Raw genomic sequence first — 16,468 nt, 5'->3', positions numbered from 1 at the left:
AGAAGGCGCTGGCGGGCGGTTCGGCCGGGGCCTCGACGGCGTAAACGGGCAACTCGCCGGCTTGAGACTCCAGCGAGGCGGGCTCATCGCCCGAACGAGGCGCTTCGCCTCCGTTCGGGAGTTGTTTCACCTCCGGCATCCCAGCCTCGGGCGGCGCATCCGCGGGCCGTGCCACCTTGGGAACAGGGTCACGCAGCGAAGCAGGATTCACGACGGGTTGGCCATCCGGACTCAGCAGGGCTTCGATCGGGGCCAGTTGCGCCTTTTGCGGCGGCCGGATTGGCCCCGTGGCGGTCGGCACCGCCAGACCAGCCGAACGGGGAGGAGCGGCAAAGCAGCCCCCGCCAGCGAGGGCGGCCACCCAGACAGCGGCCAGAGCGCTCCGTCGAATCAGGGACACTGCCCAAACCTCCTTTCCCGATCACGCGTCCAGTCGGGGAAGCCGTCGCCACCCCTCAGTTCCCGCCTGAAGAGGCTCAGCCCCCAGGTCAGAACGCGCCGGTTCCTGAATCCTTGAAGAATTCCAGGAAGTGCGTGGCCAGGCCCGTCGGGTTGAACCAGGTGAGCAACGCGCCGGCCCCGGTGGAGGGGTAGGCGACCGCCACAATCCTGGTTCTGCTGGGAAAGAGGGCCGTGTAGGGAATAGCAGCCCCATAAAATGGCGGCAAGGCGCTGCCGTCCGGGCTTTGAATCCGATAGCTCACCACGAAACGGTTAAGGTTAAAGATGCCAAAGTTCGTCCCGTTCTCCAGGGTGCCGCTGGCACCCGGCACGGCCTCGAAGGCGAAGACCGAGCGGCCCTTGGCATCCTGACGGCCGCGCAAGGCACCCGAGCGAATGGTGAGCGCCGGCACCAGGATACCATCGACATCGTAGGGCCCGACCACCACGTCCGACGACACCGCACTGACCGTCCAGCCATCCACGGGGGGCGTGGCGGCCTTCGCCGCTTCGACGTAGCCGACGACTTCCGCACGCGTGGCGATCGCCGTGGTCGTCGTGTTCAAGCCCAGTTCGGTGAGTGCAGAGCCGGTGGTGACGAGTTCGATCGCCGTGCCGCCGTCCCCAAGCACGAAACGCAAGGGGGTGTTGGAACCTGCCTGCGTGGCCACGACGGTCCCGGCAGGGAGCGGGTCGGTAGCCGCCCCGAAGGCGGTGTCAAGGGTGCCCTGAATGGCGGCCAGATCGTAGTCTCCCGGCTCGAACGTCACGGGCACGGTCTGATTTTGGCCCTTCCAGAGCACGCGGAACTGGACGCGCCGAGACAGGGCAGAAGTGCCGGCGTTGACGGTGGCCTGCGCGGGGCTGGCGGTGAGATCGTGCAGGATCGTTCCCCCGGATACCTCCGGATTGGCGGGCTCCGACGCCTCCGTGTTGTAGTCGATCGGGGTGATATCAACCACGCGCACAGCCGGCATCGGGTAGGAGGCCAGGTAGTCTCCGTCAAATTCGAACGCCAAGGTGACGGTGGCGAACCCGTTGGCGATCTCCGTCTCGTCGATCGTTTTCTGCATGGCCCAGTTGCCCTGCGTGCTCTCGAAGCTCCCCAAGGTGACCGGCAAGGTCGCCGTGGCGAAATACGCATCGGCCGTCTTGTATCCCATCGACGTCTCTTCCAGCGCCATGCTGCTGAGCGTGTACGCGCTGCTGCCCGTGGGCGCCGCGGTCTTGAAGCGCACCCTGACGCTGTACTCAACATGCGAGGTGCTGCTCCGCGGCGGCAACTCGAAAGGCACGCTGACCCGCTTGCTCACGCCGTCATAATTGGCCGTCAGGTTGGCCGAGGTGCCGGCCGTGAGGTTTTGCAACTCCGCCGAGGTGATCGAGGCCACGCCTGGGGTAACGAAGGTCAGGGCCATATCGAGCGTCAGACGCGTGTGGGCGTTCCGCACCGGCACATCGACCTGCAGTTCCTCGCCATTGATGAAATGGGCCTCCGCCGTGGTGTAGTTGGTCGTCACGTCGGTGAGGGTGGCCGCCGTGGTGGAGGCGATCGTGTTGCGGTACTCGGCCTCCCCGAAGGAGGTGGCCCGCAGATTGAGGGAGGCCGCCGAGGGCGTCAGCCCCAATTGCATGATCGTGACCGTGAAGTTGTTGAGCGTGGAGATGGTGGAGGGCACGCGGAAGGTGACCTCCCGTGCAATCGCCGAGCCCGCCACAGCCGTGACGGCGATCGGGACGATGTCGTAATCTTCTTTGCCCTGACGTAGCCGGATGAAGAACTCGTCGGGCCGGGAGCTCAGCCCCTCGGCCACGCGAAACTTGGCTTGCGCCCCGGTCACGTAGGACCCCACCGACGTGGGCGGCTTGGTGCCGAGAAACTTGTTCAACTGAATGTCGAAACCTTGGGTCCACAACGCCGAGGTGACAGGCTTGCTGCCGTCCGTGACGGTGCGTCCGCCGCCCGTCTCGACCTCGAGCCGGTCCACCGCGTAGGTGCCCCCCTCCTGTACCGTGGTCTTGTTGCGTTCCATGGCGATGCCGCCGCGGGTGCGGCCCGAGGCCGAAATCGTGACGCGCGTGTAATCGTCGGCGTCATTCACCCTGAAGGTGTAAAAACCGGTCAAGGTCGTCACGACCGCCGCTGCGCCGGCACTCGAGGGCACCACATCGACTTCATGGTCCGATGCAAGGATGCCGACCACGTTGCCACTGGAGCTCGTCACGTAAAGCGTCGAATTGGGCACGGCGCAGCCGCGGGGGTCGCGCACCACGCCAAAGACCGTCATCGGCCCGGTGAACAGCTCGGTCGCTGGGGTCTGCTTCAGCCCGTAGGCGGGCTTGCCCATCGCCAGGTGCACGTCCGCGATGCCCATGACCTTGTTGACGTGGATCGGCGCCTCGGCCTGGGTCAGGCCATCTTTGGTGGCGCGCAGCATGTGAGCACCCGGCGCCACCCCCGTCAGGGTGTAGAAGCCGTTGGCGTCCGAGGTGGCCACCTGCGGGCCGCCCTGCACGGCCACGCTGGCACCGGCCACCGGCTCAAAGCGCCCCTTGGCAGGATCGAAGGCCATGACGCGGCCCTTGACGGTTCCGGCGGCCAGCAGGTCTTGCATGACGGCCACGTCACCCGCCGGCGCACCCGGCACGCCCAGGCCGCCGGCCGGCTGGAAGCCGGGCGCGCACCCGGCGATCGCCAGCGCCAGCATCAGGGGGAGACTGGAACCTCGAAACTGAGAAGAACGCAACATGCTTGGCGTCTCCTTCCTCTCCACGTCGAACGCAAAATGCGAGAGCTGCCCGCCACCGTGCGGCCCACTCCCGTGAGATGGAGTCTCAGGTTATCCCCCGACCCCTTGTACCTCAGGGAAATACCTTTCTAACTTCGGCAGGCGATCGAACGATCTGTAGGGCGCCAATTTCTGGCTATTTACCAGCTTGACCACGCTGAGCGGCCAGCTCGGCATCGCGGCGCGCCGCCTCCTCGGAAAATGGCCCCACATCCGGCAGCAGGCCCCCGTCGGTATCGGCCCTGGCATGGGCCTGCTCGGCCGCCACCAGCCGGGCGTTGATCGCCTGCAGCGACTCCAGCCCGATCTGCTCGGAGACGAGACCTTGCCGCATGGCACTCAGCACGGCCGCCTTTTCCACCTGCAACACGCGTTGCTGGATATGCGCGAGGGCCTCGTCCATGTAAAGCTGGTTCTCCGTGCCCAAGCGCCGCAACTCGCGCTCCGACTGCGCCACGATCACCTGGTAGCGGGCCTTCAATCGTTCATACGCGCTGCGCGAGAGAATCCCGGCCTCCACCAGCGCACCCACCTCGGTCTGGGCCGCCCGGGCCCTGATCAGCTGCAACTGGCACTCCTCGAAGCGTCGCTGCAGCGCGGACACTCCTGAGATGCGCAGCCAGCGGATGAAGGCGCCCAGGCTCAGGCCCTGGAGCAGGAGCGAGACCAGCACCACGCCGACCGTGACGGTCACGACCAGATCGCGCTGAGGCACGCTCGACGGCAAGGACAGGGCCAGCACCATGGTCAATGACCCCTTCATGTTGCCCCAGACCATGGCGTGCTGCCAGCTGGCCGGAACCGGGCGCGTGCGCAGCAGGCGCAAGGTCGAAAACCCGCCGTAAACGGCCACGGCACGCCCCACGACGATCGCGAGGGTGCACCAGGCGATCTCGGGGGCCCGCTGCCAGAGGGACTGCAGCGGGATGTTGAGCCCCACCAGCAAAAACACCAGCGAGTTCACGCCAAAGGCGGCAAATTCCCAGAACGACCCCATCGCGATCTGGCTGCTGGGGGCCAGGGCGCGCTTCCAGGCGTGGTTCCCGACCACCAAGCCCGCGACCACCACGGCGATCACGCCGGACACGTGCAGCCACTCGGCCCCGTGATAGGTACTGAGCGCCAACAAGACCGTGAGGGCGATTTCACTCAGGTGGTCGGGCGCGGCCCGCAGCGCCCAGGTTGCCGCCAGGCCCGCCAGCATCCCGACCGTCATGCCGCCAAATGACACCACCCCCAGCTCCAGCAAGGTGCCGCCTGGGTGAAAGGCACCCGTCAGCACCACCGCCAGAACCAGCTTGAACAGCACCAGCGTGACCCCGTCGTTGAACAGGCTCTCGCCCTCCATGATGGTGGCCAGGCGCGCGGGCACCTTGAGGCTGCGAAACACCGCCAGCACCGCGACGGTGTCCGTGATCGAGAACATCACGCCCATCAGCAACGCGAGTTGCCAGGGCAGGGCCAATGCCCAGGCCACCCCGGCCGCTGTGAAGGCAGCCGACACGAACACCCCGGCCGAGGCCAGCAGGCCCACGGGCACGCGGTCATCCCGCAAGTGAGAGGCATTGGTGTTGATCGCCGCCTCGAAGAGCAGGATCGGCAGGAACAGCCCCAGCATCCATTCCGCATCGAGCTTGACCGGCGGCAGCAGGCCACTGTAGCCGAGCCCCAGCCCGGTCACCACCAAGGCCGTGGCATAGGGCAAACCGGCACGCCGCGCCACGGCGGCCACGATCGTCACGGCCGCCAGCAGTTCGAGCGCCATGAGCGTCTCGCGATGCATTCCGGAAGTTCCTCCCTCGCCGGGGCGTTATACCCGCGCGCGGCAGGCGAGTCAGGAACCGGCTCGCCACGCCAGGCAGCTTCCCGAGCCGTGGCTCCTCAGGTGCATGCCCCAAGCGACGTGCCGTGGTCTCCTGATACAATGCAACGTTTGGATGTCATGGGGCCGCGCCCCGGAGGTTCATCTTGCTGACCGCTCAACCCACCTTGCCCGGGGAAGCCTGGCGCCACAATCTGGGCCGCGCCCCCGCCTACAACTTGCAAGGACCAAGGCCGACCGGCTGGTGGACCGGGCGCGCGCCGGAAGACACGCCGGGGTATCGCCCCAGCGGGCACCTGCACGCCCTGCCGCTGCTCGACCTCGCCAAGGCCAATCGGGAGGCGGTCCAGGCCTACTTCGACAACACCTGGACCCTCACCGAGGTGCTGTTCTCGGCCCTGGCTGATGAGGAAGCGTTTTACCGGCCGCCGGCGCATGGCCTGCGCCACCCCATGGTCTTTTACCTGGGGCATCCGGCCTGCCTTTACGTCAACAAGCTGCGCGTGGCGGGCATCCTCGACGCCCCGGTGAATGCCGAGCTCGAGCGGCTGTTCGAGACCGGCGTCGATGAGATGTCCTGGGACAACATGAGCAAGAACGACGAATCCTGGCCGGCGGTCGAGGCCGTGATGGCCTATCGGCGGGAAGTCTACGGAGTGGTCAGCGGGCTGATCCAGACGGACCCGCGCCTGCAGCCGGGTGCCAGCTTCGCCGACGGCAGCCTGCTGTGGGCCCTGGCCATGGCCTTCGAGCACGAACGCATCCATCTGGAAACCTCTTGCGTGCTGATCCGCGAACTCCCGCTCGCCCTGGTGCAGCGCCCGCTGCACTGGCCGCCGGATCACCCGTCGTGCTCAGCCGAAGCGTCCGCGCGGCCCCGTGCCGGCGTCGACCACCCCGAGAACCCTTTTGTGAAAATACCGGCCGCGAGCCTCACGCTGGGCAAACCGGCCGATTTCCCCTCCTTCGGCTGGGACAACGAATACGGAACGGACACCCGCGAGGTCGGCGCGTTCGAGGTGTCGCAGCACCTTGTCAGCCACGGGGAATTCCACGCGTTCGTGGAAGATGGCGGCTATCGCGAGGCGCGCTGGTGGACCCCGCAAGGCTGGTCCTGGCGAGCCTTCCGCAACATCAAGTGGCCGACCTTCTGGATCCCGGACGGCCCGGCCGGGACGCATCGCTTCAGGCTGCGGCTGCCCTTCGCCGAGGTGCCCATGCCCTGGTCGTGGCCGGTCGAGGTGAACGCCCATGAGGCACAGGCCTTTGCCAGCTGGCGAGCCGCCCGCGAGGGGTGCCTGCTGCGCCTGCCGACCGAGGCCGAACACCACGCCATCCGAGGTCGCACAGCCACCAACCAACCCGGGCTGCCCGGGCCGGACCCGGTCATGCACTGCGATGGCCCGGCCATGGGACAGCTCGGCCGCAATTGCAATCTGGCCTGGGGCTCTCCCTGGCCCGTCGACACGGGGGCCCGGAAGGGCTTCCCCAGCACACCGCTGGGTAACCTCTGGACCTGGCTGGCCGACGACTTCCACCCCCTTCCGGAGGCGCGCCTCGATCCGCTCTACGATGATTTCAGCGCGCCCTGCTACGATGGTGAGCACACCATGATTCTGGGTGGCTCGTTCGTCAGCACCGGCGACCAGGCCAGCGAATGGGCCCGCTTTCACTTCCGCCCACACTTTCACCAGTTCGCCGGCATTCGCCTGGTCAAGGGCGCGACCAGCGACCCCATCCGGGTCGGCCGGCGGGGCAGCGCGCTGGCAGTCACCACGCCGGCCCCGCCGGACGGCCACTCCCTATACGAGTCCAAGCGCCTGGTGGACGAGTACGTGCTGATGCACCACGGCCGCCCGGAAGACGTCATGCCCTGGCCCCATGGCCCCACGGACGGCCTGGCGTTTCCGCAGCGCTGCGCCCGCCTGCTCAGCGAGGCGTGCCTCGAAGAAGGGCTTTCGCGCACGCGCGCGCTCGACCTCGGCTGCGCACTGGGCGGGGCGAGCTTCGAACTGGCCCGGGATTTTGCCTTCGTGCTGGGGGCAGACTGGAGCGAAGCGTTCGTCGAAGCCGCCGACGCCTTGCGACAACAGGGACAGCTGAGCTACTTCCGGCGCGACGAGGGTGACCTCGGTGTGGAGCGCACCGTCACGCTCGATCCGAGCATCGATGGCACGCGCCTGCGCTTCGAACGCGCCGACGCCCACCAGCCGCCACTGGCCTGGGAACCCTTCGATGCGGTCTTGATGGCCAACCTGGTGGATCGCCTGACCCGCCCGGCCGAGTGCCTGGCCGCGATTCACCGCTGGGTCCGACCCGGCGGGCTGCTCATGCTGACCACGCCGTACACCTGGCTGGCGGAATTTACCCCGAAGGCCGAGTGGCTGGGGGGCGTGTCTCACGAGGGGGTCGCGCGAACCGGTGCGGAAGGGGTCGCTCAGGTGCTGGCCGACCACTTCGAACGCGTGGCGGAACACGACATGCCCTTCCTGATTCGTGAGCATCACCGCAAATTCCAGTGGAGCGTCGCGCACGCGACGATCTGGCGGCGAAAGTAACCAACCGACACGGCTGTTGGCGTTGTGCCCCGTGAAAGCGGGCTGACGGCTTTGGATTGGTCTCTTTCAAGGGCTCGGCAGGCGGCCGGGCTGCTCGGCGGGCAGCACGACGGGTGCCAAGGGCGGATGCACCAAGCTGTAGCCGACGATCCCGCTAAGCAAACCGACCGCGGCCGCCAGCAGTCGCACGATCTCCCAGGCCCGGCTCGACAGCGGACGGGCCGGCGGGGCTTGAGCGACCAGACGGCGGGCGTGAGCCGGATTGCGCGGACGAAAGTCGGAAGGCATCCTGAAGCCGGGGGCGGCAATCCCCCGGAGGGGCGCTTGGCCTGACGCTAGCAGCAGCAACATTTACCGGGCTTTAACCCGGAAAATGATGGGCGGCATGGAATGGTAAGAATGGAACAGTTTCGCTGCTCAGCAGCAAGCCTACACGCTCGTCGGGTATGAAGCCAAGGGGCGGGACGCCCGGAGGATAGCTCAGATGTCGCGCGATCGAAATTCCCTGCAAGGCCGCCTCTGCCTGATGGCCCTGCTGTGTCTGGGGGGACCCCTCTTCGCCTGCGTCCAACCGGCCAGCCTCTCCGAGCAAGGGGTGGGACGCGTCGGTTCGCTCTCGGGCCCCCCTCGACGCGGCGTCGAAGCCTCGCTGATCAACGAGGGGGGACCGGTCTTCGCCGAGGTGCCGGTCCCGGCCCCAACCGGCGCGGTCGCGCCGCTGATCAACGAAGGCGGTCCAGTCTTCGCCGTTCCTGGCCGGGTGGTCTTGCCGGCTTATTTCCGGGGACGCCCGGCAGACCTCAACGTGAGTGCCGAGCAGCTCGGAGGCGCCAAGATTGCCTCCGTCCGTCCTGCCAGTGTGCAATCCGACGGGCGCTTCGAGTTGCTGGTGCCACGCGGAGAAGGGGCGTTCATGGCGACCACCGTGTTCGCCCAGGACGAATACCTGATCCGCATGCGGAGCCTCGTCAAGCCGGAGGAAGGCCAGCGGATCACGATTGACTCGACCAGCACCCTGGTGACGGCCAAGCTCGGTCAAGCGTATCAACGCGGACTGTCCCTGAACCTGGACACGCTCAACGACAGCACGCAGGCGCTGATCTCGAACCTGCGCGCCGGCATTCCTGCTGCGGAATGGCAGCGCGTGCAGCTGGATGGCGACAACCTTCACCTGGGCCGCGCCCTGAACGCGGTCACCAGCCTGCGCCCCGAACTACAAACCCAGGTGGAGGCGTGGGAAGACGTCCTCAACAGCCAACCGATGCGCCCGAAGGCCGTCTCCGCACCGGAGCCCGGTGGTCCACAACCGAAATAGTTCCGGCCTCTGATGCGCGCCTCCGCTGCCCAGTCCAGCCCCCCATGGCTGCCCTTCACCTTCCTGGCGCCACGTGCGCCGGCAGACCAGGTATCACGCCCCCATTTGCTGCAGCGGCTGGCCGAGGGCTTGCGTCCCGATAAGCGTCTGACGGTCCTGTGGGGCCCGGCGGGTCTGGGCAAATCGAGCCTGGCCGCAGACTGGCTGCGCGGCAGCGGCCGACCCGGGCTCTGGTACAACATGACACCCTTCAGCCTGGACCCCGCCCTGTTTCTGTCCAACCTGCTGGTTGGCCTCCGTCAGGTGTTCCCCACGTTTGACCCGAGCTGGGCCCCCCTGCTGGAAAGCGCCGGCTACAAGGCGGCCTCGTCTGCCGTCACCGGTAACCTGCACGAAGCCCTGGCGGAACTGGCCCCACAAGGCTTCGTGCTGGTCCTGGACTGGTGGGATGCGGCCCCGACTCCCGCCTTGCGGGTCGTGATCGAACTGGCGCTGGATCTGCTGCCGGACCACGCCCAGCTGGTGCTGGTCAGCGATCGCCCGGACACGTTGAATCACCTCCCAGCCCTGTCGCGAGAATGCGTGCTGCTGGGTCCCGACGAGCTGGCGCTCACGCCGGAGGAGCGCAGACGGCTCGGTTGGGGTGAGCCCTCGGACGGTCCGTCCGATTGGCTCGACTGGCGCTGGCGACTCTGGTGTCAGTCGCAGGGGGTCGCGCCCGGCGCGTCCCTGCCCCCGCCCTGGGACAGGGTGCTGGCCGCGGCGGCCCACCTGCCCTGGGTCGAGCCCGCCATCTGGCACAGCGTGGCCGACCCGATCTCCCCCTGGCCGGCCGCCGTGACCTGGCCCCCCATCCTGATGCCGCTCGAATCGCCGCACCCCCTCTGGCTGGTGCACCCGGCCGCGCGAGATCGGTTCGGGCAGACCCTGTCGGAGACGGATGCACGAGAAATCGCCCGTCGCCTGGGCGTTTACATGACCACCATCAGTCCGCTGCACGCGGTGAGGGCGTTCATCTCGGCAGGTGATATGCACCAGGCGGAGGCGCTGGCGGCCCCGGCCGGCGAACACCTGCTCGGGGCCTACCACCATCAGGCCCTGGCCGAGTTGCTGTCGCTGTTCCCCGACGCCCACCGCGCAGGTTCCCCCCGACTCTCCTGCCTGCAAGGCGACCTCAAGCGCGTCACTGGCGCGCTGGATGACGCGATGACGCACTATCAGACCGCCGAGTCGCAGGCGCGCCATCGCCACGATGCCAGCTGGCAGGGCCGGGCCCTGGCCGGGCAGGCCGCGCTTTATGGGATCCGGGGCGATGAACGCTTCTACAAGCTCGCCACCGATGCCAAGGAGGTCCTGCCCGCCGAGGACCTGGCCGGGCGAGCGAATGCCTACAATTTGCTCGGCATCTATCACATGCAGAACAATGAGCTCCCCCTGGCCATGACGTACTTGGAGGAATCGCTGCGATTGTTCGGCTTGGCCACCGACCGCATGGGCCAGGGCAAGGTGTTGATCAATCTGGGGCTGTGTCACTCCAAGGTCGGGAAATTCGCCAAAGCGCGCGAGACCTACCTGGGCGCGATCCGCTGTGCCGAGGACTCCCTCAAACTGCCGATCCCGATGGTCTACAACAACCTGGCGCGCATCCTGCTGCTGGAGGGCAACCTCCGCGGCGCCTGGGAGGCGGCCGAGCAGGCCGGCCACCTGGCCAACCAACTCGGCAGCGGCCGCGACCTGGCCCATGTCGAGTGGACGCTGGGAGAAATCAACGCCCAGCGGGGCGATTGGCCCAAAGCGACCCTCTACTTCGAATCATCGCGCCATACCGCCAGTGAACACGGGGACACGCTGGCCCAGGCCAATGCCCTGGCCAGCCAGGCCGAAGTGGCGATGCATCAAGGCGCCTGGACGCGGGCCGCCGACCTGCTCGCGCAGGCCCGAGAGCTGCGCGGCTTGCCGCTGAGTGACCCGGCCAGCTTCAACCTGGCCGAGGTGACCGCCCGCCTGCACCTGGAACTGGGCGAGGTTCAGCTGGCGGAAGACCTGCTGAACCCGATTCATCGCTACACGGAGCGCCACGGCTTTCACTATTTTCAGACCATGGTCGAGTTCGCCCTGGCCCGCATCCAACAGGCTCGCGGCGACACCCAGGCCGCCAACACGCTCTTTCATCAGGCCTGCAAACGCGCCGAGGAATATGATTTCGCGCACCTCAAGCAGCTGGAGAGCCGCAGCTTTCACGAACGCGTGCGGATCGTCCCGCAAGCGGATCAAGCCCTGCACTCGGTGCTGACCGTGCGCGCCTTCGGGCAGGTCGAGGTGCGGGATGAGCACGGCAAGCCCATTGAAGCCTTGATGACCTCCAAGAAGACCCAGCAGTTGCTGCTCCACCTGATGCTGCATCGCCGCGGCCTGACCCGCGAAGAACTCTCCGCCATCTTTGGCCATCAAGGCGATTCACGTTCGTCGGCGTCTTTGATGCTCGTCTCGCGCCTGCGGCAGGCCCTGCAGCCTGACCTCGACAAGCATCAGACCTCCCGCTTCATTCTGCTGCGGGACGGCCGCTACACGTTCAATTTCAGTCTGCATTACAGTTTCGACGCGGAAGAATTCCTGTACCTGTCGCGCCACGCCTTGGAGCCTCAGCTGAAGCCTGAGGAGCGCCAGGCATCGCTGAGTCGGGCGCTCGAGCTCTATCGCGGTCCCTTTCTGTCGTCCTGTGACGACGACTGGTGCGTGATCGAGCGGGAACGCTTTCGCCAGATGGCCCAGCACGGCTACGAGACGCTGTTCGAAACCTTCCTGGCCCGTCAGGACGCCAAGGAACTCCTGCGGGTGGCCGAACAGGCGCTGAAACACGATGTGCTGCACGAGAACGCGCACCGGGCCAAACTGATCGCCCTGGCCCGCCTGGGCAAGCGCGAGGAGGCCCTGCGCCATTTCAAGCGCACCGAGACGCATCTGGCCAAGAAATTCGGGCTGGAACCCGGTGAGGCCTTGAAAACCACGTTTCAGCGCCTCATGCGCGGCCAGCGTTTCGAGGGCGAGCGCCTGACGAGCGAAGAGTTCAGCGCGTGACCGCGATCGGCATCTGCCGGCGCAACTCGCGACGTCTCACCGAACTGCCGGGCTCTTCGTCACCCAGCAACTGGAAGTACGCCTGATAAGCCTCGATACTCGATCCGAAGACCCCGTCCATGGCCACGGCCAGGCGCTCGGCCAGCTCCACCCCTTCTAACGGTTCGAGCAGCTGACTGGCCAGGCGCCGGCCCCAACCGGTGGCGCCATACTTGTGACGTTCCACGAACACGTTGCGGACGCGCTCCAGTCGCGTGGTCGCGTAGAGCAGGCCCGATTGCCGCAGGTATTGCAGGTCGTTGCGCAGCGCCCCGGAATGTTCATCCGAACCGTAGCTGGCGGGTATCCGCTCGGCCCAGATGGCCCGCACGGCCGGGTGGCCCAGCAGGGTCCAGACGGCCTCCCGTCCATCGAGGTACAGACGCGCCTCATCCAGCGCCGCTTCCAGACGATTGAGCGCCGCGTAGAGCGTCAGAAACAGGATGTCCAGCCGCGCCGGGTCTTGGGGAAGACGATCCAGCAACTGGTCCATCACCTGACTTTCCAGCGCCAGCAGCAGGCCGAATCGGGAGCGCTCCCCGCGCCAGAATTCCTGCACCACGTGTTCCGCCTTCTGAGGCGTCATGGAGGGATCGATGCGACGATAGCGCGTCACCCAGTCCGAAAAATCGTCCTCGGACATCCGGAACGGTTCGTCCGGCGGCGTGTAGACCTGGATCGCGGTGGCCTCCAGCGAGGCCGTGATGATGCCACTCACCATCGGCAGATCGGTCAGGCGGCCGTGCCAGGGCACGTGGCCGACCCGCTGGGTGCGCAGCGGCGACACCGGGGGGCTGACCCGCGCGATGTCGATCAGCAACGGGCGTTCGAGGGCCCCTTGCAAGCGCTCTTGGAGCGGCCGCGAGACGCTACCCTGGCGTTGATGCAACGATTGCAGCGCGTAGCGGGCAGCCGGAGACAGCAGCGGGAAGTCGAAGGCCTCCACCAACTCGAACGGGGGCCGCCCGGCCACGAGATCCGCCAGCGCGCCCCAGGCCCGGGGCGCCCGTTCCCGCAGAAAATGCTCCATGTCGACGTCCTGGCCCTCGTTGGCGACCTGACGAAAGCGCGCCTGAACGAGCTCATCCGCGTTCACCAACGCCTCCCGGATGGCCTCGGCCAGCAACAGGTCACCGAGGCGCGACAACGGGTTGTTCTGGACGTTGGAGATCAGCTGGTAACGCGCGGCCAGCAACTGGGCGGCAATGTAGGTGTGCGTCGCGCTCAGCACCAGGCCGTGCTGGGCATCCAACGCCCACAGGTTGCGCAGGGACTGGAGATCGATGCCATGCGCGAATCCGCAGTAATAGTTATCGCGAATCACGTAATCGATGCGGTCGGCATCGATCTCGCCGTGCGTCAGCAAATTGAGGTCCCGACGCGGGTGTTCGCCCGTGGCCAGGGCGGCGAGTTCGGCCCGGTCGATGTGTCGGTAATCGGGATGCCGGCTGAGAACCTCACCAATCTCAGGGTCGTGTAGCAGCAGGTCGCGCGTGTAGTCCTCGTGGTCGAGGTAGTCGTCCAGAAAATGAAGACCGGGCTTGCCGGCGTAGCGCCGGGCCGCGTCTTCCAGAGAATGGGAATAGGGACGATGGCCGAGGTCGTGGCAGAGGGCCGCCAAGCGCAGCAGGCGCTTTTCCTGGTGGGCGAAGATGGGCAGGTCACCCGCAATCAGCCAGGCCGTGTGCATGGCCCCGATCATGTGCTCGAAGCGCGTGTGATGCGCCCCGGGGTAGATGACATAGGCCATCCCCATCTGGCGAACCCCCCGCATGCGGGCCAAGGGGCGGGTCCGCAGGAGGTCCCGCTCGCACGCGGTCAGGGGAATCAAACCGTGAATGGGGTCGCGGATGGAACTGGTGAAATGCAAACTCACGGGCAGGCTCCGGGCAGGGCGCCAGCCGATGGACAGCGACGCCCGCCGTAAGGCTACCACGCGCGCCTGCCGGCCGCTGTGACGGGCCGGACCGGCAGCGGGGAACCGCTCGAAAGAGGCCCGAGCAGACGGCCACCGCAGGCGCTGCCGCCCGGTCGGGCCCCATGCTAAAATGACCCTACGGGGCGCACGTTTCCCGCCCCCGACACCCGAGGAGATACGCCGTGAGTGAACTGAAAATCGTGGCCTACATGAAGCCCGTCTGCGGTTGGAGCAACGGAGTCCGGGCCGTGTTCAGCAAGTATGGTCTGGCCTACGAGGACAAAGACATCATCAACAACCCGGCCAACTACCAGGAAATGGTGATGAAGAGTGGCCAACCGCTTCAACCCTGCGTGGAAGTGAACGGCACGATGCTGGCTGATGTCAGCGGGGAAGAAGTGGAAGCCTACCTGCTCCAGCAGGGGCTGGTGCAAGCCGCTGGGGCCCACGCCTGAGGGCGATTCAAGCTTCGGAACAGGACGGCGCCGTGGGTCCTCACTCGGACTGGCGGCGCCGTTTCAGTTCTTCCAGCCGGGCCTGCAAGGCGGATCCCCTGCGCAAGGTGGCCGCCCCACCGGCAGACGTCTCTGGCACAGGCTCCGCCACGGGCTGCGCCACCGGTTCGACCGGCGCCCGCTCCCGCCGCGGCAGCACCAGCTTCGCCACCGCGGCGGGAGGGGGCATCTCGGCCATCAAGGGCACCAGCACGTCCTGCACGAAGTCCGATTCCGGTTCCGCTTCCGGATGCCGCTTGGGCGCGGGGGCTTTGGGCCGCGGCGCGGCCGGCGCCACTTTCTTCCCGCCGCCGGCAGATTTCCGACCGCGCGTGGCGGGCCGGTACTCGAGCAGATCGCCGATGCCGCAACCCAGTTCCCGGCAGAGGGACTCGAGCAGGGACAAGCTGAGGCGGTCCGGCACCTCGTGACGAACCCGAGAGAGATAATTCTCCCCGATGTTCATCCGTCGAGCCAGGTCACGCCCCTTGACGTTGTGAGCCTGCATCCAGGCATCCAGCTTCCACTCGATCACGGTCCCCACCTTCGACTCGACCGGTGCGACTCTTCACGGCGCGTGCATATTTCCACGCGCGGCACATTATGACAAGCATTCGAGCGACTGGCAACCCTGGGGCCGCTGGCCCCGGACAGGCGCCGTTTGATACGATAGCGGAGTCATGCCCGCATCCGGCCGCCCCTCCCTCTCAGGCCCCCCCCTGCCTGCCGCCCCCCTCTGGCTGAGGGTCTTGCAGGTGCTGGGCGTGGGACTGTCGATCGCCAGCCTGATGGTCATCTACCTCCCGGACCTGCCGCTGGTGGGACGCGTGTTTTACCCGTTCCATTACCGGACCGAGGTCGAAAAGCAAGCGCGGGCCTTTGGCATCGACCCCCTGTTCGTGGCCGCCGTGATCCGTCAGGAAAGCGGTTTCCGGGCCGATGCGCGCTCCCGGGTCGGCGCCGTCGGCCTCATGCAGCTCATGCCACAGACCGCCCGCTGGGCTGCCGGCCAGATGGGCATCAAGGGCTACCGAGACGACCAGTTGGAGCGACCGGCCACCAACATCCGCATCGGCTGCTGGTACCTCAACTACCTGTTCCAACGCTTTCAGGATCCGGCCAAGGTGCTGGCCGCCTACAACGGCGGCGAAGGCAACGTGACCTTCTGGGGCAGCTTGAAGGGTGAACCGCTGGCGTGGGCCTACCCGGAGACCCAGACCTACGTGACCCAGTGCCTGCGCGCCTACCGACGTTACCACGACCTGTACGGGTCCGCCCCCGGGCGGTCTCAGCCCTGATGGCCCGTCCCGAAAAGCTAGCGGACGCGCTGGGAAAAGCGCTGCCAGGAATGGATCTGGCCCAACGCCAGCGGGAGAGCGTGGCCATGGCGCTTTGGCCGGAAGTGGTGGGCCCCACGACGGCCGCCAAGACCCGCCCGCTTCACGTGAATCGGGGGGTGATGAGCGTCAAGGTCATCTCCGCCCCCTGGGCCCATCAGCTCAATCTCATGAAGCCGCAGTTGTTGAAAAGTCTCGCCGCTCGCGTGGGTCGGGGCGTGATCGAGGACCTGCGCTGGCGCGTGGGCGCTTTGACCACGGGCGCGGACGAGCCTTCCCAGGAGCCGCACTCGCCGCACACGCGGCGCCTGCGCCAGGCCCTTGCGAGCCTGGCCTCGCTCCCACCGGCCACGATCCGGGCGGTCGAGGTCCAGGTCGCCCCGATTTCCGACCCGCAAGTGGCCCGCCGCGTGCGGGACGTGCTGCTGCGCCAGCGCCAGCACCAGCAGGCCCTACTGCAAGCCGGCTGGAAACCCTGTCAGCGCTGCGGTGCCCTGCACGCGGGCGATGATGCGCGCACTCCTGCGCACTGCCCTCCCTGCGCGTTGCTGCACTGAACGTGCGACACGTTACAGCGTGGCCACCCTCGGGCCTGCTAGGCTGCGGTGCGACACCGTTGCGGCGTTTGCCCAGGAATCCTGGCCTGTCACACTTGGGTGCCCGCGGGGTATAGTTGG

Annotated in this window: 11 protein-coding genes and 1 pseudogene; 6 read left to right on the top strand and 6 right to left on the bottom strand. The window is 67.0% G+C overall.

From position 1 onward, the window contains the following. The 3 genes from VKP62_05235 to VKP62_05225 form a co-directional block, all read right to left on the bottom strand. On the bottom strand, positions 1–400 hold a 400-nt coding region (locus tag VKP62_05235), incomplete at its 3' end, for a hypothetical protein (protein ID MEB3196589.1). An 88-nt stretch (positions 401–488) separates the two neighbouring features. Further along, positions 489–3,191, bottom strand: coding sequence for a carboxypeptidase-like regulatory domain-containing protein (locus VKP62_05230; GenBank protein MEB3196588.1), 2,703 nt, complete (start codon positions 3,189–3,191; stop codon positions 489–491). 175 nt (positions 3,192–3,366) lie between these two features. Further along, positions 3,367–5,013 (bottom strand): cation:proton antiporter, encoded by a 1,647-nt coding sequence (locus VKP62_05225; GenBank protein ID MEB3196587.1) that lies wholly within the window; start codon positions 5,011–5,013, stop codon positions 3,367–3,369. A 185-nt stretch (positions 5,014–5,198) separates the two neighbouring features. On the opposite strand from VKP62_05225, the gene ovoA reads away from it, so the two are divergent. Next, complete coding sequence (ovoA, locus tag VKP62_05220; GenBank protein ID MEB3196586.1) at positions 5,199–7,610, top strand: 5-histidylcysteine sulfoxide synthase; 2,412 nt, start codon at positions 5,199–5,201, stop codon at positions 7,608–7,610. A gap of 66 nt (positions 7,611–7,676) precedes the next feature. On the opposite strand, the gene VKP62_05215 is transcribed toward ovoA, so the two are convergent. Further along, positions 7,677–7,961 carry a hypothetical protein gene (locus VKP62_05215; GenBank protein ID MEB3196585.1) on the bottom strand — a complete coding sequence of 95 codons (285 nt, stop codon included), beginning with the start codon at positions 7,959–7,961 and terminating at the stop codon, positions 7,677–7,679. Positions 7,962–8,094: 133 nt separating this feature from the next. Between VKP62_05215 and VKP62_05210 the strand changes: the two genes are divergently transcribed. After that, positions 8,095–8,925, top strand: coding sequence for a hypothetical protein (locus VKP62_05210; protein ID MEB3196584.1), 831 nt, complete (start codon positions 8,095–8,097; stop codon positions 8,923–8,925). A gap of 12 nt (positions 8,926–8,937) precedes the next feature. Next, positions 8,938–12,003, top strand: a complete 3,066-nt coding sequence (locus VKP62_05205; GenBank protein ID MEB3196583.1) for a BTAD domain-containing putative transcriptional regulator — start codon at positions 8,938–8,940, stop codon at positions 12,001–12,003. Here the strand turns inward: VKP62_05205 and VKP62_05200 are convergent. After that, a complete protein-coding gene (locus VKP62_05200) occupies positions 11,993–13,918 on the bottom strand; it encodes an HD domain-containing protein (protein MEB3196582.1) in 1,926 nt (641 codons plus the stop codon). The two genes, VKP62_05205 and VKP62_05200, sit on opposite strands and share 11 nt — an antisense overlap. Positions 13,919–14,151: 233 nt before the next feature. On the opposite strand from VKP62_05200, the pseudogene VKP62_05195 reads away from it, so the two are divergent. After that, positions 14,152–14,394, top strand: a pseudogene (locus VKP62_05195) (glutaredoxin). A gap of 61 nt (positions 14,395–14,455) precedes the next feature. On the opposite strand, the gene VKP62_05190 reads toward VKP62_05195, so the two are convergent. Further along, positions 14,456–14,989: a helix-turn-helix transcriptional regulator gene (locus VKP62_05190; protein MEB3196581.1), complete on the bottom strand. Its 534-nt coding sequence runs from the start codon at positions 14,987–14,989 to the stop codon at positions 14,456–14,458. Between the two features lie 145 nt (positions 14,990–15,134). On the opposite strand from VKP62_05190, the gene VKP62_05185 reads away from it, so the two are divergent. Together VKP62_05185 and VKP62_05180 are read left to right on the top strand one after the other, a co-directional pair. Next, positions 15,135–15,752: a lytic transglycosylase domain-containing protein gene (locus tag VKP62_05185; GenBank protein MEB3196580.1), complete on the top strand. Its 618-nt coding sequence runs from the start codon at positions 15,135–15,137 to the stop codon at positions 15,750–15,752. Beyond that, positions 15,752–16,348 (top strand): DUF721 domain-containing protein, encoded by a 597-nt coding sequence (locus VKP62_05180; GenBank protein ID MEB3196579.1) that lies wholly within the window; start codon positions 15,752–15,754, stop codon positions 16,346–16,348. The genes VKP62_05185 and VKP62_05180 overlap by 1 nt, the downstream gene beginning before the upstream one ends. The last annotated feature ends 120 nt before the right edge of the window (positions 16,349–16,468 follow it).

The sequence above is a fragment of the Candidatus Sericytochromatia bacterium genome (assembly GCA_035285325.1).
In the GTDB taxonomy this organism is placed as follows: domain Bacteria; phylum Cyanobacteriota; class Sericytochromatia; order S15B-MN24; family JAQBPE01; genus JAYKJB01.
The sequence above is the reverse complement of the archived record's forward strand: the minus strand, read 5'-3'. Positions and strand labels throughout refer to the sequence as shown.

What these genes read in the sequence shown, in the direction of transcription:
- VKP62_05230 (MEB3196588.1), bottom strand. Translation starts at nt 3,191, where the DNA reads ATGTTGCGTTCTTCTCAGTTTCGAGGTTCCAGTCTCCCCCTGATGCTG.
- VKP62_05225 (MEB3196587.1), bottom strand. Translation starts at nt 5,013, where the DNA reads ATGCATCGCGAGACGCTCATGGCGCTCGAACTGCTGGCGGCCGTGACG.
- VKP62_05215 (MEB3196585.1), bottom strand. Translation starts at nt 7,961, where the DNA reads ATGTTGCTGCTGCTAGCGTCAGGCCAAGCGCCCCTCCGGGGGATTGCC.
- VKP62_05210 (MEB3196584.1), top strand. Translation starts at nt 8,095, where the DNA reads ATGTCGCGCGATCGAAATTCCCTGCAAGGCCGCCTCTGCCTGATGGCC.
- VKP62_05205 (MEB3196583.1), top strand. Translation starts at nt 8,938, where the DNA reads ATGCGCGCCTCCGCTGCCCAGTCCAGCCCCCCATGGCTGCCCTTCACC.
- VKP62_05185 (MEB3196580.1), top strand. Translation starts at nt 15,135, where the DNA reads ATGCCCGCATCCGGCCGCCCCTCCCTCTCAGGCCCCCCCCTGCCTGCC.
- VKP62_05180 (MEB3196579.1), top strand. Translation starts at nt 15,752, where the DNA reads ATGGCCCGTCCCGAAAAGCTAGCGGACGCGCTGGGAAAAGCGCTGCCA.